The sequence below is a fragment of the Pseudomonas sp. CCNWLW23 genome (assembly GCF_037095675.1).
Taxonomy (GTDB): domain Bacteria; phylum Pseudomonadota; class Gammaproteobacteria; order Pseudomonadales; family Pseudomonadaceae; genus Aquipseudomonas; species Aquipseudomonas atacamensis.
In genome coordinates this window covers 198,979-221,129 of the sequence record NZ_JBAWKM010000004.1, presented here as the reverse complement: position 1 = coordinate 221,129, position 22,151 = coordinate 198,979, and the positions used below count along the sequence as shown (strand labels likewise).

Below are 22,151 nucleotides of genomic sequence, written 5' to 3'. Positions count from 1 at the left end.
CCCCCAATCGGTCCCCTCTCCCTCTGGGCGGTCCGACGTTTCGGGAGGGCTAGGGTGAGGGGCTTTTCGGGGCTAATCCACAGACCGAGGCAACTGCAACGTCACCCGCAACCCGCCCTCACGCAGGTTCTGCAACGTCACCTCGCCGCCATGGCTATGCGCAATGTTGCGCGCAATGCCAAGGCCCAAGCCATAACCCTGCTGCTGCCCCGCCAAACGGAAGTGCGGCTCGAACACTTGCTCCAGCCGCTGCTGCGGCACACCCGGCCCTTCATCATCGACATGCAGAACAAAGGCGCTGTCATCGTCATCGATGTGCAGATGCGCGTTCTGCCCGTACTTCAAGGCGTTGTCGATCAGGTTGCCGATGCAGCGCTTGAGCGCCAGTGGTTTGCCCGGGTATGCCGACAGCGCGCGGCCATGCTGAGTGACGCGGCCATTGCCGTTCGGCGCCAGATACGGCTCGACCAGGCAATCGAGGACATGATTGAGATCCACCGGCTCGATGTTCTCGTGGATGTCGGTGTCTTTCACGCATTGCAGAGCGCCTTTGACCAGCAGCTCCAGCTCATCCAGATCGCGGCCGAACTTGGCTTGCAGCTGTTCGTCTTCGAGCAGTTCGACGCGCAAGCGCAGACGCGTGATCGGCGTGCGCAGATCATGGGAAATCGCGCTGAACAACTGGCTGCGTTCGGTCAGGTAGCGGCTGATGCGTTCGCGCATGGTGTTGAACGCGCGACCGACTTCGACCACTTCACTGCCACCGCCCTCCGCCACTGGCTCGACATCGGCGCCCAGCGACAGATCCCGCGCTGCCCGCGCCAGGCGCTTGAGCGGCCGGCTCTGCCAGTGCACCAGCAGGCCGATGAACAACAGCAAAAAGCCGCTGGTCAGGACGATAAACCACACCTGCTGCGCCGGCAGGCCTTGCTCTTCGAGACTGGTGTACGGCTCCGGCAGCAACGAGGCGATGTACAGCCATTCCCCCGGAGCCATTTGAATCTGCGTGACCAGCACCGGCGGATTCACCGGCTCCAGGGTCAGCGCGTAATGCGCCCAGGAGCGTGGCAATTCATCAAGTTTCAGCCCGGCGTTGAAAATCCGCAGGTCTTCGGGGCTGACGAAGGTCACCGAAATATCCGTGTCATGGCCCAGAGACTGGCGCAGCACTTCGTCCACCGCTTGCATCACCGCAGCCTTGCGCGGCGTCACCGGCAGCACGTCCATGCCCAGCGGCTTGTCATTGAGCGTCACGACAAACCGGGTGCCGCCCATGCTGCGCAACTGATCGAGCACCAGCGGTCGGTAGGCCACCGGCAGGGAACGGAAATAGCTGACGCTGGCAGTCATCGAATGCGCCAGGCTGCGGGCGCTGGTGACCAGGCCTTCGAGCTGGGTGGCGCGCAGTTGCGACACCCAGATCACGCTCGACAGCGTCTGCGCGAACAGCACCGCCAGCAGAGTCAGCAGCAGCATCCGCCCGAGCAGTGAGCGCGGCACCGGTATGCGGTTGGCAAATTTGCGTAGCGACTCAGTGAGCATTGCCGGCAACCACATTGGCTGCCAACTGATAACCGCTGCCGCGCACCGTGCGGATCAGCCGTGGCGGTTTTTCGGTGTCGCGCAGGCGTTGGCGCAAACGACTGACGGCCATGTCGACGATGCGATCGAGCGGCATCAGATCGCGGCCACGGGTGGCGTTGCCGATGGTGTCGCGGTCGAGGATTTGCTGCGGATGATCGAGGAACAGTTTCAGCAGGGCGAAATCGGCACCGGAGAGGATCACTTCCTCGCCGTCGGTGTGGAACAGCCGATGGCTGACCGTGTCCAGGCGCCAGTCGTCGAAGACCAGCACTTCGCTGCCGCTGCGTTCGTGGGCGAATTGCGCGCGACGCAGCAGGGCCTTGATCCGCGCTTGCAGTTCGCGCGGGCTGAACGGTTTGCCGAGGTAATCGTCGGCGCCGAGCTCCAGACCGATCACCCGGTCGGCTTCGTCGGAACTGGCAGTCAGCATGATGATTGGCACCTGTGCCTGACGCGGGTGCTGGCGTACCCAACGGCACAGGCTGAAGCCGTCTTCGTCGGGCAGCATGACATCGAGGATCACCAGATCGCTCGGCGCCTCGTTGAGCGCCTGACGAAAACCGGCACCATCGGCGGTGGCCCTCACCTGAAACCCGGCGCGGGTCAGGTAGGTTTCCAGCAACTCGCGTATTTCCTGGTCGTCATCGACCAACAATATCGACTTGTTGACTGAGCTCACTTCGAAGGCATCCTTGTTGTTGGAGTTGGGGCGGATTATGCCTTAAGCATCAAACTAACAAACACTACAGAAACCCTTGTGGGAGCGAGCCTGCTCGCGAATCGGTTTTAACATTCAACAGATCTGTTGACTGACACACCGCTTTCGCGAGCAGGCTCGCTCCCACAATTGGATTGCATTTCAGGTCGGGATTGATTGGTCCAGGGCCACACCGGCACCAACGAGGCCGGAATACGGCGCGGTCACCAGCCAGACCGGGATGCCTTTGAAGTAATCGCTCATGCAGCCCTTGTCGGCGAAGCAGCGGGCGAAGCCGCTGGCGAGGAAGAAATCGGCGAAGCGTGGAATCACTCCGCCAACGATGAACACGCCACCGCGCGCGCCGGTGGTGAGCACGTTGTTGCCGGCAACGCGACCCAGCCAGCAGCAGAATTGCTCGAGCACTTCCAAAGCAATCGGATCACCGGCCAGACCGGCGGCGGTGATCGCTTCCGGCGTCTCAAGCTTCGGCTCATGGCCATCCACCGCGCAGATCGCCCGGTACAGCCGCGGCAGGCCGCCGCCGCTCAACGCGGTTTCCGCGCTGACATGGCCGATCTCGTTGTAGATGTGTTGCCACAGTTGCGTTTCGCGCGGACTGCTCAGCGGCAGGTCGACGTGGCCGCCCTCGCCCGGCAACGCCGCGAAGCGGCCTTCACCGAGATCGAGCAAGGTGCCGACACCCAGGCCAGTGCCCGGGCCGATCACCACCGCCGGGCGCAACGGCTCCGGCGTGCCTTCGCAAACCACGCGGAATTCGCCGGGCTGCAAGCGGGTCATGCCCAGCGCCATCGCCGAGAAGTCGTTGGTCAGCAACAACTGCTCGACCTGCAAGGTCTTGCAGAACGCGCTGCGGCTGAGCCGCCAGTGATTGTTGGTGAATTTGAATTCATCGCCACTCACCGGACCTGCCACCGACAGGCACACCGAGCCGATCGAGCCCGGCGCCAGACCGAGCCCGCTCAGGTACAAGGCGATTGCCTCTTCCGGGGTGGCAAAGTCGGCCGTGGCCAGCACCTGAACCGATTGCAGTTGCTGGTTTTGCCACAACGCGAACCGCGCGTTGGTGCCTCCGATGTCACCGACCAAAGCCAGTTTCAATTAAGCGTCTCCAGGGCAGAAGTGAAGGCGCTGGCGCCCTGCTCCGCCGAGCTGAAGGCCATGCGCATGAAGCCAAACAGCTCGCGGCCGCTGCCAATATTGTTGCCCAACAGGCCCTTGGCAGGTTCGCGCGCTGCAAATTCGGCGGCGTCGACCTTCAGTTCCAAGGTGCCTTTGACGCCATCGACGCGGATGATATCGCCCTCTTGCACGCGCGCCAAAGCGCCACCGACATAAGCTTCCGGGCTGACGTGAATCGCTGCGGGGATTTTCCCCGACGCGCCGGACATGCGCCCGTCAGTCACCAACGCCACTTTGAAGCCGCGATCCTGCAGCACGCCGAGGAACGGCGTCATCTTGTGCAGCTCGGGCATGCCGTTGGAACGCGGGCCCTGGAAGCGCATCACCGCGACAAAATCCTTCTCCAGCAGACCGGCCTTGAATGCGTCCGCCAAATCCTGCTGATCCTGGAACACCATCGCCGGTGCTTCGACGATCTGGTTCTCCAGCGCAACGGCAGAAACCTTCATCACCCCGCGACCGAGGTTGCCTTCCATCACCCGCAAGCCGCCCTCTTGCGAGAACGCACGGGATACCGGACGCAGGATGTTTTCGTCGAGGCTGTCGATCGGGCCTTCGCGCCAGACCAGCTCGCCGTTATCGAGGAACGGCTCCTTGGTGTACTGGCTCAGACCATGGCCGAGCACGGTGTTGACGTCTTCGTGCAGCAGGCCGGCGCCGAGCAGTTCGCGGATCAGGAACGACATGCCGCCCGCTGCCTGGAAGTGGTTGATGTCGGCTTTGCCGTTCGGGTAGACGTGGCTCAGGGTCGGCACGACTTCGGAAAGGTCGGCCATGTCCTGCCAGGTCAGTTGAATGCCAGCGGCCATGGCGATGGCCGGCATGTGCAGGGTGTGGTTGGTCGAGCCGCCGGTGGCGTGCAAGGCAACGATGGAGTTGACCAGCGCCTTCTCGTCGACGATTTCGCCGATCGGCATGAAGTTGCCGTTCTGCTTGGTCAGGCGCGTGACCTGATGCGCGGCTTCGCGGGTCAGGGCGTCGCGCAGTGGTGTGTTCGGGTTGACGAAAGACGCGCCCGGCAAGTGCAGGCCCATGACTTCCATCAGCAACTGGTTGGTGTTAGCGGTGCCGTAGAAGGTGCAGGTGCCCGGGCTGTGGTAGGACTTCATCTCCGATTCCAGCAGCTCTTCACGGGTCGCCTTGCCTTCGGCGTACTTCTGGCGGACGTCGGCTTTTTCCTTGTTGGAAATCCCCGAAACCATCGGCCCGCCCGGTACGAAGATCGTTGGCAGATGACCGAAACGCAGCGAACCCATCATCAGGCCCGGAACGATCTTGTCGCAGATGCCGAGCATCAGCGCGCCGTCGAACATGTTGTGCGACAACGCCACGGCGGTGGACATCGCGATCACTTCGCGGCTGGGCAGGCTCAGTTCCATGCCCGGCTCACCCTGGGTCACGCCATCGCACATGGCCGGAGTGCCGCCGGCGAACTGGCCGACCGAGCCGATTTCGCGCAGGGCGTTCTTGATCTGTTGTGGAAAGACTTCGTACGGCTGGTGCGCCGAAAGCATGTCGTTATACGAAGACACAATGGCGATGTTCGCCGAGTTCATCATCCGCAGGCTGTGCTTGTCTTCAGTGCCGCAACCGGCCACGCCGTGGGCGAAGTTGGCGCATTGCAGCTTGCCGCGCATCGGGCCGTCGGTGGCAGCGCCGCGAATCAATGCAAGGTAAGCCTGACGCGTGGCGCGGCTGCGGGCGATAAGCCGTTCGGTGACCTCAAGAACGCGGGGATGCATGTGTAGAACTCCAGGCTAACGGATGTGGCGACCTGATTGTCTATGCTGATCAAACGCCGTTGTTGTTGGAATGACAGACGGCTTTTTTGACCATTCGGACCAGTTGATTCAGGTCACTCGTTGTAGATAAAACAAAATATTGCCACTAAAAAGGCTTGTTTTCTATTTTTATGCGAATAATCTTGTAATTCCAACAACAAAACGACGGCGGCGCTGTTCCATGACTCTTCGAATTGCAATCAATGGTTTCGGCCGCATCGGCCGTAATGTCCTGCGCGCACTGTATACCCAAGGCTATCGTCAAGACCTGCAGATCGTCGCGATCAACGATCTGGGTGACAGTTCGATCAATGCCCATCTGCTCAAATACGACACCGTCCACGGTACTTTCGACGCCGAAGTGGCGCACGATAACGAAAGCCTGACGGTCAATGGCGACCGCATCGCGGTCAGCGCCATTCGCAACCCGGCCGACCTGCCGTGGGCCGCTGAAAAAATCGACGTAGTGTTCGAATGCACCGGTCTGTTCACCGACCGTGCCAAAGCTGCCGCGCATATCAGCGCCGGCGCCCGCAAGGTGATCATTTCTGCCCCGGCCAAAGGCGCCGACGCCACCGTCGTTTATGGCGTCAACCACGACATTCTGCGTCAGTCGCACCAGATCATTTCCAACGCTTCGTGCACCACCAACTGCCTCGCGCCAGTGGCGCAGGTGCTGCATCGCGAGCTGGGCATCGAAAGCGGTTTGATGACCACCATCCACGCCTACACCAACGACCAGAACCTCACCGACGTCTATCACAGCGACCCGTACCGTGCCCGCTCGGCCACGCAGAACATGATCCCGAGCAAGACCGGCGCAGCCGAAGCGGTAGGCCTGGTGCTGCCGGAGCTGGCGGGCAAACTGACCGGCATGGCTGTGCGCGTACCGGTGATCAATGTGTCGCTGGTCGACCTCACCGTGCAACTGAAGAAAGAAGCCAGTGCCGACGAAGTCAACGCCCTGCTGAAAGCGGCGAGCCAGCATTCGAAAATTCTTGGTTACAACACATTGCCGCTGGTTTCCAGCGACTTCAACCACAACCCGCTGTCGTCAATCTTCGACGCCAACCACACCAAAGTCAGTGGCAAGTTGCTGAAAGTGCTGGCCTGGTACGACAACGAATGGGGCTTCTCCAACCGCATGCTGGATAACTGCCTGGCGTTGTGTAACGCCGAATAATCTCAGCCGGCCCCCAATCCCTGTGGGCGCGAGCCTGCTCGCGAAAGCTTTCTGTCAGTCGATATGGAATTGACTGACACGACGCCTTCGCGAGCAGGCTCGCTCCCACAGGAGATCCGATTTCAATTCGAAATCAGCACTTGACCATTCGGCTGGATGATAAGCATTATCATTCGCTCGAAATGGATCAGGTCCTCCCGTGAGTCAATCGCGCTTCAACCACGTCTTCCTCGCCCAGCGCACTTCCCTGCTGCGCACGCTGGAACGGATGGTCAACAATCACAGCACCGCTGAAGACCTGTTGCAGGAGACCTACCTGCGCGTGACCCGGGCGTTGAGCGAACGGGCCATTGATCACCTTGAACCCTTTGTCTTCCAGACCGCGCGCAATCTGGCGCTGGATCATTTGCGCGCGCGCAAGATTCATGCGCGGACCATGGTCGACGACGTGCCGCAAGATGTCGTGCAGAGCATCGCCGCGCCCGCCAGCAGCGCTGAAGACGCCGCCCACGCCGAACAACTGCTGGAGCGTTTGAACGTGAGCCTCAGCCAACTCAGCCCGCGCCAGCAGCAGATCTTCATCCTCAGCCGTTTGCACGGCCACAGCTATCAGGAAATCGCTGATGAACTTGATGTTTCGCTGAGCACCGTGCAGAAGGAACTGAAACTGATCATGTCGATCTGCATCGGCGTTGCCGAACGACATAACGGCAGTGGCAAGCTTTGAGCTGCAAGCTTCAAGCGGCAAGCAAAAACGAAATGCAGTAACCCATCCGGCTTGCAGCTTGCAGCTTGAAGCTAGAAACTGCTTCGCCAGAAGCCTTGCTTCGCCAGAAGCCCTGAGGAACCACCGTGACGGACACCCACCGCCCGCCTTCGCCCGATTTAGCGCGGGACGCTGCAGCTGCAATGGACCAGGCGCTGGACTGGCTCATCGTGCTCGGCAGCCCGGATGAGGAACAGACCCGGCAATTTCATGCCTGGCTGGCGGCTGATCCGTTGAATGCCGAGGCATTCGCCAAGGCCCAGGCGATCTGGGACGGCCCGCAAGTCGCACTGTGCGCCGAGGCTCTGGCAGCAAAACCGGTAAAAATCACTTTTCTCAAACGCTTGCGCCCGCACTGGAAACCGCTGGCTACCGCTGCGGTGCTGATCCTCGGGCTGTTCAGTTTCAGCAACCTGCCGATGCGCATTCAAGCGGATCACCTCACCGTGGTTGGCGAGCGTCAGCGGCTGCAACTGGAGGACGGCTCGAAGGTCCTGCTCAATACCAACTCGGCGTTTTCCAGCACCATCAACGATCAACAGCGCGTGGCGCGGCTGTTTCAGGGCGAGGCGTTTTTCGAGATCGCCAGCGGGCGCAATCAGCCGCTGGAGATCGACGCAGGTCCGGTAACGGCCAGCGTCCACGACACCGCATTCGCCGTGCGCTACCTCGACGGGGTCGCGCAAGTGAATGTGCAACGTGGCGATGTCGATCTGCGCGCCACCCACAACGATGCCCGGGTGCGCCTGCGTGCCGGGGAAAGCATTCGCATCGGCCCCAACGGATTTGATCGCCCTGCCAAGCTCGACGCCAATGCCGATCTGGCCTGGGTTGAAGGCCGTCTGGTGTTCGAGAACTGCCCGCTGAATCAGGTGCTGGCCGAGCTGCGCCGCTACTATCCGGGCTGGATCATCAACAACAACGAGCAACTGGCCGACGTCGCCGTCACCGGCAATTACCGTCTCGACCAGCCGCTCGACGTGGTCCGCTCTCTCGCCCACATCACCTCGGCGCGCCTGCAGGAATTCCCTGCGCTGGTGATTCTGAACTGAATGAGAATTATTTTTACTCGATAGCCAACGACAGTACGTCTCGTTATAGCCAATGCAATTGATTCGCATCTAACCATGCCGATCAGCACCTATAAAGATTCGTGCGACACGGAGCGCTATCGATGTCCTCACGCCTTACCCGCCAGACTGCTTCCCCTTCCCGCGTACTGTCGCTGCTGACTGCGGCCATCCTCATGGCTGGCACCGCACCGCTGCTGGCGGCCGCCGAGCAACCGACGCGCAACATGGGCGATTACGCGTTCGCCATCGGCCAGCAACCACTGGTTTCGGCATTGAATGCCTTTACCGCCGTGACCGGTTGGCAGGTCGGCCTGCCGGCCGAGTTGGGGCAGAACGTCTCGTCGCCGGGCGTGCGCGGTTCGCTGCCGCCGGAAAAAGCCCTCGAGCGCCTGTTGGTGGGGACCAACCTGAGCTTTCGCAAACTGAGCAACAACAATGTCGTGCTGGAAAAACGCAACAGCAGCGGCACGCTCAATCTCGATCAGGTGACCATCAGCGCCACTCGCCAGGAACAGTCGGTCAACAGCGTGCCCTCGACGGTCAGCGTGCATGATCGCCAAGAGCTTGACCGCAACAACGTCAATACCATCAAGGATCTGGTGCGCTACGAACCGGGCGTTTCCGTTGGCGGTGCCGGTCAGCGCGGCGGCATCAGTGGCTACAACATTCGCGGTATCGACGGCGACCGCATCCTGACCCAGGTCGATGGCGTGGAGATTCCCAACGGTTTCTTCAACGGCCCCTACGCCAAGAGCCAGCGCAACTATGTCGACCCGGAAATCGTCAAACGCGTGGAAATCCTCCGTGGCCCGGCCTCGGTGCTGTACGGCAGCAACGCCATCGGCGGCGCGGTCAGCTATTACACGCTGGACGCCGACGACATCATCAAACCGGGCAAGGACGTCGGCGCGCGCCTGAAAAGCGGTTACAGCTCCGCTGATGACAGCTGGCTGAAGTCCGCCACCGTCGCCGGGCGCAGCGGTGAGTTCGACGGCTTGCTGCATTACAGCCAGCGCGACGGACACGAAACCGAGTCCTTCGGCGGCAACAATGGCACCGGCCTTGCGCGCACCGCCGCCAACCCGGAAGACGTGCGCGCGACCAACGTCCTGGCCAAGCTCGGCTGGAACTACAACGACGACTCGCGCCTGGGCCTGACCTACGAAAAGTACAAGGACGATCGCGACACCGACCAGAAAAGTGCCTACGGCGGCCCGTATTTCAACGGCGCGCCGACCATTCCGAGCAGCGTCCTGCCCGGCGGCATGTATCAGTGGCGCACCGGCAACGACACCATCACCCGCGAGCGTTTCGGTATCGAACACTCGTTCGCCCTCGACAGCCTGCTCGCCGATAACGTCAAGTGGAGCCTCAATCACCAGATCGCCAAGACCGACCAGAGCACCGAAGAGTTGTACTACCCGATCACTCGTAAAGTGCTGCGTACCCGCGACACGATCTACGAAGAAAAACAGTGGGTGTTCGACGCCCAACTGGACAAGGCTTTCGCCATCGGTGACACCGATCACCTGCTGACTTACGGCACCACTATCAAACAGCAGAAAGTCACCGGTTCACGCAGCGGCGACGGCACCTGCGTGGCCGTCGGTCGCGGCTGCACGGCGATTGGCGCGACCAGTGCGGCGGACGTGCTGGCCAAGGCCTCTGATTTCCCCGATCCGACCATCAATACCTACAGCCTGTTCGCCCAGGATCAGATCAGCTGGAACGACTGGACCTTCCTGCCGGGCCTGCGCTACGACTACACCCAGCTCAAGCCGCACATCACCGAGGAATTCCTCAACACCGTGAATGCCGACGGCCAGGGCACGGTCAGCGACAAGAACAAGACCTGGCACAAAGTCTCGCCAAAATTCGGCCTGACCTATGCACTGACGGACAACTACACCTGGTACGGCCAGTACGCCGAAGGCTTCCGCACGCCCACGGCAAAATCGCTGTACGGGCGTTTCGAGAACAACACCACCGGCTACACCGTGGCGCCCAACTCCGACCTCGAGCCGGAAAAAAGCAAAGGTTTCGAAACCGGCCTGCGCGGGAATTTCGAGCAGGGTTCGTTCGACGTCGCGGTGTTCTATAACAAGTACCGCGACTTCATCAACGAGGACGCGGTCAAGCCGGGCGACGATCAGTTGACCTTCCAGAGCAACAACATCAAGCGCGCCACCATCAAGGGTGCGGAAGTCAAAGGTCGCTTGAACCTGGATGCGTTCGGCGCGCCGCAAGGCCTGTATACCCAAGGCTCGATCGCCTACGCCTACGGTCGCAACAACGATAGCGGCGAGCCGATCAACAGCGTCAACCCGCTCACCGGCGTGTTCGGTCTCGGTTACGACCAGGACAACTATGGCGGCCTGCTGAGCTGGACCGTGGTGAAGAAAAAGGACCGCGTCGACGACAGCAACTTCAAGTCGCCGGACGGCGTCAGCAGCCAGTTCAAGACCCCGGGCTTCGGCATTCTCGATCTGGCCGGCTATTACAAGGTGACCGACGACGTCACCGTCAGCGGCGGCGTCTACAACCTGACCGACAAGAAATACTGGCTATGGGATGACGTGCGCGGTTACGACAGCGTCGGCGAAGCCTCGGTGACGCAACCGGCCAACCTCGATCGCCTGACCCAACCGGGACGCAACTTCGCGATCAACCTGATCTGGGACATCTGATCCGCCCGGCCTCACTGCGCGTGTTCGCGCCGCGCAGTGAGGTTTTTTTACTGTCCGCCGCCCGCCCGTACGTCTTGTTATCAAGCGCCTCATTTATCAAGGACACCCCATGACTGCCCCGGAAAAATCCCTGCGTTCGCAACGCTTGAACCAGATCACCCACGAGCCGCACAGCAAACTCGATGCGCTGGTCAAAGCCCACGCGCCGTTCGAAACCCGCGCCAGCTTCGCCCGTTTCGTCGTCGCGCAATACCTGTTCCAGGCGGAACTGGTCGAGCTGTACAACGATGCCGAACTGACCGCGATCGTCCCGGATCTGCCGGCCCGTTGCCGCGCCGAAGCGGCCAGGGCTGACCTCGCCGACCTCGACACCGAAGTCCCGGCGCCGGTGGCCGGCGCGCTGAAAAACCCGAGCAAGGCGCGGGCGCTGGGCTGGATCTTTGTTTCCGAGGGTTCCAAGCTCGGCGCGGCGTTCCTGATCAAGCGCGCGGTGGCGCTGGAGTTGAGCGAAAGCTTCGGTGCCCGGCATCTGGCAGAACCGCAAGGTGGCCGCGCCGAGGGCTGGAAAAGCTTTGTGCGCACCCTCGATGCGTTGCCGTTCACGGCAGCGGAAGAGGCGGAAGTTGAGCAAGGTGCACTGGATGCGTTCAACCGCTTTACCGTGCTGCTGGAACGGGCTTATGCGATAGAAGCCGAAGTAGCTTGAAGCAACTCTATCCTTTGTGGGAGCGAGCCTGCTCGCGAAGACGGCAGCACATTCAACATCAATGTGGCTGATCAACCGCTTTCGCGAGCAGGCTCGCTCCCACAGGGCTCACCACAAATCTGTAAGATCCCCGTTCCGCTTCAGAAGCCACCGCTGAGCCCATGCCCACACCCGCCACCTCGAAACTCGCCCGTCTGCTGTTCGGCGTGCTGGCCTATGTCAGCCTCGGCATTGGCCTGATCGCCATCGTCGTGCCCGGCCTGCCGACCACCGAGTTCATCCTTTTAGCCGCGTGGGCCGCGACCCGCAGTTCGCCGCGCCTGAGTGCGTGGCTGGAAAATCATCGCCTGTTCGGGCCGATCCTGAGTAACTGGCGCAACGGCAGGGTGATCGCGCGCAAGGCCAAGCTCAGTGCCACCGTCAGCATGCTGCTGTGCGCCACTTTGATGCTGGTGATGCTCGATCACGGCTGGCCGATCTATCTGGCGATTGCCGGCATGGGCCTGGGCAACCTGTGGATCTGGTCGCGCCCGGAGACGCCCGTCGGTGTAGTGAAACATCCCTGTAATTAAAGCCTTTTCAGCACTTTTCCCTGCGCAAACGTTTAGCAGCGACCGTCCGTCGGCAAGCGCCTCATGCCGTTTCGCTTAACGCCGATGAGGATTGAATGGCGCTGAATGGATTTGGCAAACCGGGCTTCCGGCCCAGCCACCTGTTTATTCCATTCGCGAGATCGCCCCATGTTCGACTCTCTTTCCATTCGCCTGAAAATCGTCCTGCTCTCCGGCCTGTGCCTGCTCGGAGTGGTGGTGCTGATTGTCAGCATGAACATCTACCAGACCAACGAGAACGACGCGCTGGTCAGTCAATCCAGCAACCAGTTGCTCACCGCCAGCGTGCAGAACCTGCTGCAGGCCAAGGCCGCCGAACAAGCGGTGCGGGTGCAGAAAACCTTTGGTGAAAGCCTGCTGGTGGTCACCGCCCTCGCCGATCAGATCAAGGATCTGCGGACGATGGCGGCCAAGCGTTCGCTCGAAGCCGGCGCTGTTCGTGAAGAGTTGAATCAAAGCCTGAAAACCGCTTTCGAGCGCAACGATAAAGTCCTGGGCATTTGGCTGGCCTTCGAACCCAATGGCCTCGACGGCAAGGACAGCGAATTCGCCAACGATGCCGCGCGGCAATCCAACGAAGCCGGGCGATTCGCCTCGTACTGGAGCCGTGCCGCCGGCGCCGCGCTGAATACAATCATGGTCGAAGACGACCTGACCAAAACCACCCTCAGCGTCAGCGGCACGCCGTACAACAGTTGGTACACCTGCCCTCGCGACAACAAACGCACCTGCCTGCTCGACCCGTATGCCGACACCGTCGGTGGCAAGGAAATGCTCATGACGACCATTTCCGTGCCGCTGCTGGTGGATGGCAAAGCGATCGGCGTGGTCGGTGTCGACATCGCGCTCGACGCCCTGCAAGCCGCCGCCGTCGACTCGCAGCGCAGCCTGTTCAACAACGCCGGGCACATGCTGATCGTCTCCGGCAGCGGCGTGCTGGCGGCCGACAGTGCCGACGCGACGCGAGTGGGCAAAAAAATCAGCGACACCCTCGGCGCTGACGGCAAGGATGTATTGCAACTGGTCGGCAGCGGCACGGCAAAAATTCTCCAACAGGGCGAGCTGATTCGCGCGGTTTACCCGGTCGACCCGATCGGCAATTCGCGCGCCTGGGGCGTGGTCATCGACCTGCCCGAGCACGTGCTGCTGGCCGATTCGGTAAAGCTGCAAGCGGTACTCGATGACGCACAACAAACCGGCGTGATCACTGCGCTGATGGTAGCGGGCGTGGCCGGTCTGGTCGGCCTGCTGCTGATCTGGCTCACCGCCTCCGGCGTCACCCGTCCGATCAACAGCGTCGCCGAGATGCTGAAAAACATCGCCAGCGGCGAAGGCGATCTGACCCAGCGCCTGAACTACAGCAAGAAAGATGAACTGGGCGAACTGGTGAACTGGTTCAACCGCTTCCTCGACAAGCTTCAGCCGACCATCGCGCAGATCAAACAGAGCATCACCGAAGCACGTGGCACGGCTGATCAGTCATCGGAAATTGCCCGCCAGACCAGCGAAGGCATGCAGGTGCAGTTCCGCGAAATCGATCAGGTTGCCACCGCCTCCAACGAAATGAGCGCCACTGCCCACGACGTCGCCAACAGTGCCTCGAACGCAGCCAACGCGGCCAAGGGTGCCGATCAGTCGGCGAAGGACGGCATGGCGATCATCGAGCGCAGCACCCGCGACATCAATCAACTGGCCGATGAGGTCAGCAAAGCAGTGACCGAGGTCGAAGCGCTGGCAGTGAACAGCGAGCAGATCGGTTCGGTGCTGGAAGTAATCCGCAGCATCGCCGAACAAACCAACCTGCTGGCCCTCAACGCCGCCATCGAAGCCGCCCGCGCCGGCGAAAGCGGTCGCGGTTTTGCCGTGGTCGCCGATGAGGTGCGCAACCTGGCCAAGCGCACGCAGGATTCGGTGGAAGAAATTCGCATCGTTATCGAGCGCATCCAGACCGGCACCCGTGGCGTGGTCGCGACCATGCATTCGAGCCAGACCCAGGCGCACAACAATGCCGGGCAGATTCGTCAGGCGGTCGATGCACTGGGCAAGATCAGCGACGCGGTAACGGTGATCAGCGACATGAACCTGCAGATCGCCAGCGCCGCCGAAGAGCAAAGCGCAGTGGCCGAAGAGGTCAACCGCAACGTCTCGGCGATTCGCACCGTGACCGAAACCCTGACCGAACAGGCCACCGAATCGGCAGCGATCAGCAGCCAGCTCAACAGCCTGGCGAGCCAGCAGATGAAATTGATGGATCAGTTTCGCGTCTAGCCGCTACCCCACCTATCGATCGTTCCCACGCTCCGCGTGGGAATGCATCAAGGGACGCTCCGCGTTCCAGCTTTCGATTGGGACGCAGAGCGTCCCGGGCGGCATTCCCACGCGGAGCGTGGGAACGATCTTCAATCCAGCCCGGTTATGTTTTGCACTATCATCGCCCTCTCGTTCCGGAGGGCCTTCGATGACTGATCTGCTCACGTCCATCCAAACCGCACTCGGCCTGCCCCACACGCCGATCCCCTTCAACGGTGACGGCGCGTTGCCCTCGGCGTTCGCCGTCACTGAACTGGCCTGCGCCAGCATCGCCGCTGCCGGGCAAGCGCTCAGCGAATTGCTTCTCCAGCAAACCGGGCACTTGCCTGCGGTTGCAGTCGACCGCCGTCTGGCCTCGTTGTGGTTCTCCACCTCGCTGCGCCCGATCGGCTGGCAGGTGCCGCCGTTATGGGACGCAATCGCCGGCGACTATGCGACCCGGGACGGCTGGATCCGTCTGCACACCAACGCCCCGCACCACCGCGCCGCCGCAGAACGCGTGCTCGGCGCCTGCGCCGATCGTGCCGCAATGGCGGCGAAAGTCGCACAGTGGGCGAGCGCGGAGCTTGAGCAGGCGGTGGTCGACGCCAAGGGCTGCGCCGCCGAAATGCGCAGTTGGACGCAGTGGCAGCAACACCCGCAAGGGCTGGCGGTGAATGCTGAAGCGCTGGTGCAATTCATCGAGCAGACGGACGAGAACCGCAGCCCATGGCAAGGCTCGATCGCACGACCTCTGGCCGGGATCAAGGTGCTCGACCTGACTCGCGTGCTCGCCGGCCCCACCGCCAGCCGCTTTCTCGCCGGGCTGGGCGCCAACGTCTTGCGCATCGATCCACCGAGCTGGAACGAACCCGGCGTCGTTCCGGAGATGACCGTGGGCAAACGCTGCGCGCGGCTGGATCTGCAAGTGCCAGCGGATCGCGCAGTGTTCGAAGGTTTATTGCAAGACGCCGACATCTTGCTCCACGGCTATCGCGCCGATGCGCTGGAACATCTGGGGTTTGGTATTGAACGTCGAAGGCAACTGGCACCGGGGCTGATCGACGTCTGCCTCAACGCCTACGGCTGGAGCGGCCCCTGGCAGAACCGCCGGGGCTTCGACAGCCTGGTGCAGATGAGCAGCGGCATCGCCGAGGCCGGACAGCATTGGAAGCACAGCGATAAACCGACGCCGCTGCCGGTGCAGGCGCTGGATCATGCAACCGGGTATCTGCTGGCGGCGAGCGCGATAAGGCTGCTGACTGAACGACTGGCCAACGGTTGCGGAGGTTCGGCGCGGTTGTCGCTGGCGCGTACGGCGAAGCTGTTGGTCGAGCATGGCCCGGGGACGCATGACCTGCTGCGGGCCGAAGATGCACTGGATCAGGATCCGGCGATTGAACACACCGCGTGGGGGCCGGCGCGAAGGTTGCGCGTACCGGTGCAGATCAGCGGGACGGCGGTGCAGTGGAATTGGCCGGCGACGGAGTTGGGCTCGCATCCTCCCTGTTGGCCATGAGAAGCCCCTCACCCTAGCCCTCTCCCAGAGGGAGAGGGGACTGATTGGGGGATACTGGAGAGTTACGCCGACGTGAAAGATTTTTGTCGAATCCATAATCGACTCGATCGCTCAGGTCGATGTATAGCGCCAGACACCTCGGTCGGTCCCCTCTCCCTCTGGGAGAGGGCTAGGGTGAGGGGCTGCTTTTCAGATCACAACGACAATACCCCGCTATACAACCCATACGCCGCCAGCCCAGCCCCGATCACCACGCAGGCAAAAATCCCTTTCTCCACCGTGGTAAAAACCGGCTGCCCCTGTTCACGCTTGGCCTTGGCAAACAGAATCACCCCCGGCGCATACAGCAGCGCCGACAGCAGCAGATACTTCACCCCGCCGGCGTACAACAGCCACACCGCGTAAACCAGGGCGATGCCGCCAATCAGCAGATCCTTGGTGCGCTCGGCCGACGCGTGCTCGTAGGTTTCGCCGCGCCCGCTGAGCAGTACCGCGTAGGCCGCTGACCACAGGTACGGCACCAGAATCATCGACGACGCCAGGTAAATCAGACTGGTATAAGTGCCCGCCGAGAACAGCGTGATCAGCAGGAAAATCTGGATCATCGCATTGGTCAGCCACAGCGCGTTGACCGGCACGTGGTTCTTGTTTTCCTTCTTCAGGAACGCCGGCATGGTCTTGTCCTTGGCCGTGGCGAAAAGGATTTCCGCGCAGAGCAAGGCCCAGGACAACAAAGCACCGAGCAAGGAAATCGCCAACCCGACGCTGATCAGCAATGCGCCCCACGGCCCGACGATGTGCTCGAGCACCGCCGCCAGTGAAGGGTTCTGCAGGTTGGCCAGTTCCGGCTGGCTCATGATCCCCAGCGACAGCACGTTGACCAGTACCAGCAGAGCCAGCACGCCAAGAAACCCGATCACCGTGGCGCGGCCGACGTCGCTGCGTTTCTCCGCGCGGGCCGAATAGACGCTGGCGCCTTCGATGCCGATGAAGACGAACACGGTGACCAGCATCATGTTGCGCACCTGATCCATCACCCCGCCGAAGTTCGGGTTGCTGCGGCCCCAGATGTCGCGGGTGAAGATCTCTGCCTTGAACGCGACGGCAGCGATGACGATAAACATGATCAGCGGCACGACCTTGGCCACGGTGGTCAGCTGGTTGATCAGCGCCGCCTCCTTGATCCCGCGCATCACCAGAAAATGCACCGCCCACAACAGCACCGAAGCGCAGCCGATGGCGATCGGCGTATTGCCCTGACCGAACACCGGGAAGAAATAGCCAAGGGTGCTGAACAGCAAGACGAAATAGCCGACGTTGCCCAGCCAGGCACTGATCCAGTAACCCCACGCTGATGAAAATCCCATGTAGTCGCCAAACCCGGCCTTGGCGTAGGCGTAGACGCCCGAGTCCAGCTCCGGCTTGCGATTGGCCAGGGTCTGAAAGACGAACGCCAGCGTCAGCATGCCTATCGCAGTAATGCCCCAACCGATCAGGATCGCCCCTGCATCGGCGCGTGCCGCCATGTTCTGCGGCAACGAGAAAATCCCCCCGCCGATCATCGACCCCACCACCAGCGCGATCAACGCACCAAGGCGCAGCTTTTGCGTCGGTTGCGACATGCAGATCTCCTTGAAAGAGTCGTTGTTGTTTATTTGTAACAACAGCCGACTAAAAGCCTAAGGGTAGATGACGTTTATCAGGTAATGCCGAATCTCGCAGCGTTATATATAGCCGACCACGATAAGGCGTAGCACATTAAGTCAGTTTTGTGCGCCGATCTTGATTATTCGATTCTGTGCTGAAAACAGATGACCGACATTTGCCAATCGCTGAAAAGCAACTAGCGTCATAGTTCGAAAGCATTAATAGCTATTCTCGACTGCCTCAGCGAAACGGCTCTGGAATGGGCATTTGAGGCTACAGCGTTATGCCCGCAACGGGCGCACAAGTCATTCATTAACAATGGAATGTGACCATGCACTGATCCATGTCAGCTGTTCGAACAGACAACAGTACTAGGCTGTGAGCTCTCCTTTCCTGCAATGGAGTCATGCAAATGTCTGAAGCGCCCGGAAAACTAAGACTCGGTGCACTGGTTGCACTGGTAGTCGGTTCAATGATTGGCGGCGGGATATTTTCGTTGCCACAAAACATGGCCGCCAGCGCCGACGTCGGTGCAGTGCTGATCGGCTGGGCCATCACCGCAGTAGGCATGCTCACCCTCGCTTTCGTCTTTCAGACCCTCGCCAATCGCAAGCCTGACCTGGACGGCGGAGTCTACGCCTACGCCAAGGCCGGATTCGGCGACTACATGGGTTTCTCCTCGGCCTGGGGCTACTGGATCAGCGCCTGGCTGGGCAACGTCGGCTACTTCGTTCTGCTGTTCAGCACCCTCGGCTATTTCTTTCCGATCTTCGGCGAAGGCAATACCCCGGCGGCGGTGATCGGCGCGTCCTTGCTGCTGTGGGGCGTGCATTTCCTGGTGTTGCGCGGGATCAAGGAAGCGGCGTTCATCAACCTGGTGACCACCGTCGCCAAGGTCGTGCCGCTGCTGCTGTTCGTGTTGATCGCAGTCTTCGCGTTCAGACTGGACATCTTCACCGCCGACATCTGGGGCGTGAAGAACCCCGACCTGGGCAGCGTGATGAACCAGGTGCGCAACATGATGCTGGTCACCGTCTGGGTGTTCATCGGCATCGAAGGCGCGAGCATCTTTTCCGCCCGCGCCGAGAAGCGCTCTGACGTCGGCAAGGCCACCGTGATCGGCTTCATCACCGTGCTGCTGTTTCTGGTGCTGGTGAACGTGCTGTCGCTGGGCATCATGACCCAGCCGGAACTGGCGAAACTGCAGAACCCGTCGATGGCCGCCGTGCTCGAGCATGTGGTCGGTCACTGGGGTGCGGTGCTGATCAGCGTCGGCCTGATCATCTCGCTGCTCGGCGCGCTGCTGTCGTGGGTGCTGCTGTGTGCCGAGATCATGTTCGCCGCCGCCAAAGACCACACCATGCCGGAGTTCCTGCGCAAGGAAAACGCCAACCATGTGCCGGTCAACGCCCTGTGGCTGACCAACGCGATGGTGCAGGTGTTCCTGATCATCACCCTGTTCTCGGCCAGCACTTACCTGTCACTGATCTACCTCGCCACCTCGATGATTCTGGTGCCCTACCTGTGGTCGGCGGCCTATGCCCTGCTGCTGGCGGTGCGCGGCGAGAGCTACGAAGGCTTTGCCGCCGAGCGGCGCAAGGATCTGATCATCGGCGGTATCGCCCTGATCTATGCGGTGTGGTTGTTGTACGCCGGCGGGGTCAAGTACCTGCTGCTGTCGGCCCTGCTCTATGCGCCCGGCGCAATCCTGTTCGCCAAGGCCAAGCTGGAACTCAGACAACCGGTTTTCACCAACGTCGAGAAGCTGATTTTCGCCGCAGTGGTCGTGGGCGCCGTGGTGGCGGCCTACGGTCTCTACGATGGCTTCCTGACGCTGTAACCCCTGATTGAATTGTCATCTGGAGGAACACAGAAATGACCACGGAAAAAGTGAAGTACGGCGTCCACTCCGAAGCCGGGAAACTGCGTAAAGTCATGGTTTGCTCCCCAGGTCTGGCCCATCAGCGGCTGACCCCGAACAACTGCGATGAACTGCTGTTCGATGACGTGCTGTGGGTGGCGCAAGCCAAGCGCGACCATTTCGACTTTGTCACCAAGATGCGCGAGCGCGGCATCGACGTGGTGGAAATGCACAACCTGCTGACCGACATCGTCGCCATTCCCGAAGCGCTGGACTGGATTCTTGAGCGCAAGGTGACGGCCGACTCGGTGGGCCTGGGCCTGATCAGCGAAGTGAAATCCTGGCTGAAAAGCCTCGAGCCACGGCACATCGCCGAGTTCCTGATCGGCGGCGTCTCGGCCGATGATCTGCCGGACAGCTTCGGTGGCAAGACCATCCAGATGTTCCGCGACTTCCTCGGCCACTCCAGCTTCATCCTGCCGCCGCTGCCCAACACCCAGTTCACCCGCGATACCACCTGCTGGATCTACGGTGGTGTGACGCTGAACCCGATGTACTGGCCGGCGCGCCGTCAGGAAACCCTGCTGACCACCGCCATCTACAAATTCCATCCGCAGTTCACCAACGCCGAATTCGAGATCTGGTACGGCGACCCGGACAAGGATCACGGCAACTCTACCCTTGAGGGCGGCGACGTCATGCCGATCGGCAACGGTGTGGTGCTGATCGGCATGGGCGAGCGTTCATCGCGTCAGGCCATCGGCCAACTGGCGCTGAACCTGTTCAACAACAAAGCAGTGGAAAAAGTCATCGTCGCCGGCCTGCCGAAATCCCGCGCGGCAATGCACCTGGACACCGTGTTCAGCTTCTGCGACCGCGACCTGGTGACGATCTTCCCGGAAGTGGTCAACCAGATCGTCGCCTTCACCCTGCGCCCTGACGAAAGCAAACAGGGCGGCATCGACATCCGCCGCGAAGAAGGCAGCTTCCTCGACACCGTCGCTGCGGCGCTCAACCTGCCGAAACTGCGCGTAGTGGAAACCGGCGGCAACAGCTTCGCCGCCGAACGCGAGCAATGGGACGACGGCAATAACGTGGTGGCGATGGAACCGGGCGTGGTCATCGGCTACGACCGCAACACCTACACCAACACCCTGCTGCGCAAGGCTGGCGTGGAGGTCATCACCATCAGCGCCGGCGAACTCGGCCGCGGCCGTGGCGGCGGCCACTGCATGACCTGCCCGATCATCCGCGACCCTATCGATTACTAATCTTTGAGCCTTCGCCGCGACTTATCGAGCGCGGCCAAGGGGATAACCGAAACCCAAGGAGATCCATCATGGCTTTTAACATTCACAACCGTAACCTGCTCAGCCTGGAACACCACACCCCACGTGAGCTGCGTTACCTGCTCGACCTGTCCCGCGATCTGAAACGCGCGAAATACACCGGCACCGAGCAACAGCATCTGAAGGGCAACAACATCGCCCTGATTTTCGAGAAAACTTCGACCCGCACCCGTTGCGCCTTCGAAGTGGCGGCCTATGACCAAGGCGCCAACGTCACTTACATCGACCCGAACTCCTCGCAAATCGGCCACAAGGAAAGCATGAAGGACACCGCCCGCGTGCTCGGGCGCATGTACGACGCCATCGAGTACCGTGGCTTCAAGCAGGAAATCGTCGAAGAGCTGGCCAAGTTCGCCGGCGTGCCGGTGTTCAACGGCCTGACCGATGAATATCACCCGACCCAGATGATCGCCGACGTGCTGACCATGCGTGAACACGCTGACAAGCCGATCCACGAAATCAGCTACGCCTACTTGGGCGACGCGCGCAACAACATGGGCAACTCGCTGCTGCTGATCGGCGCCAAGCTCGGCATGGACGTGCGCATCTGCGCGCCGAAAGCCCTGTGGCCGCTGGACGATCTGGTGGCGCGCTGCAAAAAATACGGTGAGGAAAGCGGCGCACGCATCACCCTCACCGAAGATCCGAAAGAAGCGGTCAAGGGCGTCGACTTCATTCACACCGATGTCTGGGTATCGATGGGCGAACCGGTGGAAGCCTGGGCCGAGCGTATCCAGCAACTGCTGCCGTATCAGGTCAACGCCGACCTGATGAAAGCCACCGGCAACCCGCGTACCAAGTTCATGCACTGCCTGCCGGCCTTCCACAACAGCGACACCAAGGTCGGCAAACAGATCGCCGAACAATATCCGCACCTGAAAAACGGCATCGAAGTGACCGACGACGTGTTCGAGTCGCCGGCCTGCATCGCCTTCGAGCAAGCGGAAAACCGCATGCACACGATCAAGGCGATTCTGGTTTCGACCCTGGCTGATCTCTGACGCCACAGCGCTCCCACTGAAGGAGCCGGAAACCCAATGTGGGAGCGAGCCTGCTCGCGAAAGCGGAGGGTCATTCAACAGCGATGTCGACTGATCTGACGCCTTCGCGAGCAGGCTCGCTCCCACAGGGATATCGGTTCCGACAGGGAGATCGAGTCGTTTGCCATTCCTCTGCTTAGAAGGATTGCACCATG

Annotated in this window: 16 protein-coding genes and 1 pseudogene; 12 read left to right on the top strand and 5 right to left on the bottom strand. The window is 61.2% G+C overall.

All coding sequences use genetic code 11. The annotated features are described in order from the left end of the window. Nucleotides 1–72: 72 nt before the first annotated feature. The 4 genes from V8J63_RS08055 to edd form a co-directional block, all read right to left on the bottom strand. Nucleotides 73–1,542 (bottom strand): ATP-binding protein, encoded by a 1,470-nt coding sequence (locus V8J63_RS08055; protein ID WP_016773530.1) that lies wholly within the window; start codon nt 1,540–1,542, stop codon nt 73–75. Then, complete coding sequence (locus tag V8J63_RS08050) at nt 1,532–2,263, bottom strand: response regulator (RefSeq protein ID WP_016773529.1); 732 nt, start codon at nt 2,261–2,263, stop codon at nt 1,532–1,534. Before V8J63_RS08050 ends, V8J63_RS08055 begins: the two co-directional genes overlap by 11 nt. Before the next feature lie 180 nt (nt 2,264–2,443). After that, the gene (locus V8J63_RS08045; protein WP_336463869.1) at nt 2,444–3,403 is read right to left on the bottom strand and encodes a glucokinase; all 960 of its coding nucleotides are present in this window, start codon (nt 3,401–3,403) and stop codon (nt 2,444–2,446) included. Beyond that, the gene (gene edd / locus V8J63_RS08040) at nt 3,400–5,226 is read right to left on the bottom strand and encodes a phosphogluconate dehydratase (protein ID WP_217878720.1); all 1,827 of its coding nucleotides are present in this window, start codon (nt 5,224–5,226) and stop codon (nt 3,400–3,402) included. Before edd ends, V8J63_RS08045 begins: the two co-directional genes overlap by 4 nt. 220 nt (nt 5,227–5,446) lie before the next feature. Between edd and gap the strand changes: the two genes are divergently transcribed. The 9 genes and pseudogenes from gap to V8J63_RS08000 all read left to right on the top strand — a co-directional run bounded on the left by gap (nt 5,447) and on the right by V8J63_RS08000 (nt 16,099). Next, on the top strand, nt 5,447–6,448 hold the full coding sequence (gene gap / locus V8J63_RS08035) for a type I glyceraldehyde-3-phosphate dehydrogenase (protein WP_016773526.1): 1,002 nt from the start codon (nt 5,447–5,449) through the stop codon (nt 6,446–6,448). Nucleotides 6,449–6,647: 199 nt separating this feature from the next. Next, nucleotides 6,648–7,175 carry an RNA polymerase sigma factor gene (locus tag V8J63_RS08030; protein ID WP_076563927.1) on the top strand — a complete coding sequence of 176 codons (528 nt, stop codon included), beginning with the start codon at nt 6,648–6,650 and terminating at the stop codon, nt 7,173–7,175. Between the two features lie 125 nt (nt 7,176–7,300). Beyond that, nucleotides 7,301–8,266 carry a FecR domain-containing protein gene (locus V8J63_RS08025; RefSeq protein ID WP_197892551.1) on the top strand — a complete coding sequence of 322 codons (966 nt, stop codon included), beginning with the start codon at nt 7,301–7,303 and terminating at the stop codon, nt 8,264–8,266. 122 nt (nt 8,267–8,388) lie between these two features. Continuing rightward, a complete protein-coding gene (locus tag V8J63_RS08020) occupies nt 8,389–10,974 on the top strand; it encodes a TonB-dependent receptor (RefSeq protein ID WP_130886996.1) in 2,586 nt (861 codons plus the stop codon). A 109-nt stretch (nt 10,975–11,083) separates the two neighbouring features. Further along, nucleotides 11,084–11,680, top strand: coding sequence for a biliverdin-producing heme oxygenase (locus V8J63_RS08015; protein ID WP_336463868.1), 597 nt, complete (start codon nt 11,084–11,086; stop codon nt 11,678–11,680). 161 nt (nt 11,681–11,841) lie between these two features. Continuing rightward, nucleotides 11,842–12,252 (top strand): YbaN family protein, encoded by a 411-nt coding sequence (locus tag V8J63_RS08010; protein WP_336463867.1) that lies wholly within the window; start codon nt 11,842–11,844, stop codon nt 12,250–12,252. Nucleotides 12,253–12,357: 105 nt separating this feature from the next. Beyond that, nucleotides 12,358–13,701 (top strand): annotated as a pseudogene (locus tag V8J63_RS27740) (PDC sensor domain-containing protein); the annotation flags it as partial. A 102-nt stretch (nt 13,702–13,803) separates the two neighbouring features. Continuing rightward, nucleotides 13,804–14,559: a methyl-accepting chemotaxis protein gene (locus V8J63_RS27735; RefSeq protein WP_371699605.1), complete on the top strand. Its 756-nt coding sequence runs from the start codon at nt 13,804–13,806 to the stop codon at nt 14,557–14,559. Between the two features lie 190 nt (nt 14,560–14,749). After that, complete coding sequence (locus V8J63_RS08000; protein ID WP_336463865.1) at nt 14,750–16,099, top strand: CoA transferase; 1,350 nt, start codon at nt 14,750–14,752, stop codon at nt 16,097–16,099. Nucleotides 16,100–16,293: 194 nt separating this feature from the next. On the opposite strand, the gene arcD (V8J63_RS07995) is transcribed toward V8J63_RS08000, so the two are convergent. Beyond that, entirely contained in the window at nt 16,294–17,721 is a 1,428-nt protein-coding gene (gene arcD, locus V8J63_RS07995) for an arginine-ornithine antiporter (RefSeq protein WP_336463864.1), read from the bottom strand. 437 nt (nt 17,722–18,158) lie between these two features. Here arcD (V8J63_RS07995) and arcD (V8J63_RS07990) point away from each other — a divergent pair, with 437 nt between their 5' ends. From arcD (V8J63_RS07990) to V8J63_RS07980, 3 genes are all read left to right on the top strand, one after another. Next, nucleotides 18,159–19,586 (top strand): arginine-ornithine antiporter, encoded by a 1,428-nt coding sequence (gene arcD / locus V8J63_RS07990; RefSeq protein WP_024014073.1) that lies wholly within the window; start codon nt 18,159–18,161, stop codon nt 19,584–19,586. Nucleotides 19,587–19,621: 35 nt separating this feature from the next. Further along, nucleotides 19,622–20,878: an arginine deiminase gene (arcA, locus tag V8J63_RS07985; RefSeq protein ID WP_016773516.1), complete on the top strand. Its 1,257-nt coding sequence runs from the start codon at nt 19,622–19,624 to the stop codon at nt 20,876–20,878. 68 nt (nt 20,879–20,946) lie between these two features. After that, complete coding sequence (locus V8J63_RS07980) at nt 20,947–21,957, top strand: ornithine carbamoyltransferase (protein ID WP_024014074.1); 1,011 nt, start codon at nt 20,947–20,949, stop codon at nt 21,955–21,957. Nucleotides 21,958–22,151 lie beyond the last annotated feature (194 nt).

Bases quoted from the DNA above. Each gene is read 5' to 3' on its own strand.
- V8J63_RS08055 (WP_016773530.1), bottom strand. From the start codon at position 1,542: ATGCTCACTGAGTCGCTACGCAAATTTGCCAACCGCATACCGGTGCCG.
- arcA (WP_016773516.1), top strand. From the start codon at position 19,622: ATGACCACGGAAAAAGTGAAGTACGGCGTCCACTCCGAAGCCGGGAAA.
- V8J63_RS08000 (WP_336463865.1), top strand. From the start codon at position 14,750: ATGACTGATCTGCTCACGTCCATCCAAACCGCACTCGGCCTGCCCCAC.
- arcD (WP_024014073.1), top strand. From the start codon at position 18,159: ATGTCTGAAGCGCCCGGAAAACTAAGACTCGGTGCACTGGTTGCACTG.
- V8J63_RS07980 (WP_024014074.1), top strand. From the start codon at position 20,947: ATGGCTTTTAACATTCACAACCGTAACCTGCTCAGCCTGGAACACCAC.
- arcD (WP_336463864.1), bottom strand. From the start codon at position 17,721: ATGTCGCAACCGACGCAAAAGCTGCGCCTTGGTGCGTTGATCGCGCTG.
- gap (WP_016773526.1), top strand. From the start codon at position 5,447: ATGACTCTTCGAATTGCAATCAATGGTTTCGGCCGCATCGGCCGTAAT.
- edd (WP_217878720.1), bottom strand. From the start codon at position 5,226: ATGCATCCCCGCGTTCTTGAGGTCACCGAACGGCTTATCGCCCGCAGC.
- V8J63_RS08015 (WP_336463868.1), top strand. From the start codon at position 11,084: ATGACTGCCCCGGAAAAATCCCTGCGTTCGCAACGCTTGAACCAGATC.
- V8J63_RS08010 (WP_336463867.1), top strand. From the start codon at position 11,842: ATGCCCACACCCGCCACCTCGAAACTCGCCCGTCTGCTGTTCGGCGTG.
- V8J63_RS27735 (WP_371699605.1), top strand. From the start codon at position 13,804: ATGCAGGTGCAGTTCCGCGAAATCGATCAGGTTGCCACCGCCTCCAAC.
- V8J63_RS08020 (WP_130886996.1), top strand. From the start codon at position 8,389: ATGTCCTCACGCCTTACCCGCCAGACTGCTTCCCCTTCCCGCGTACTG.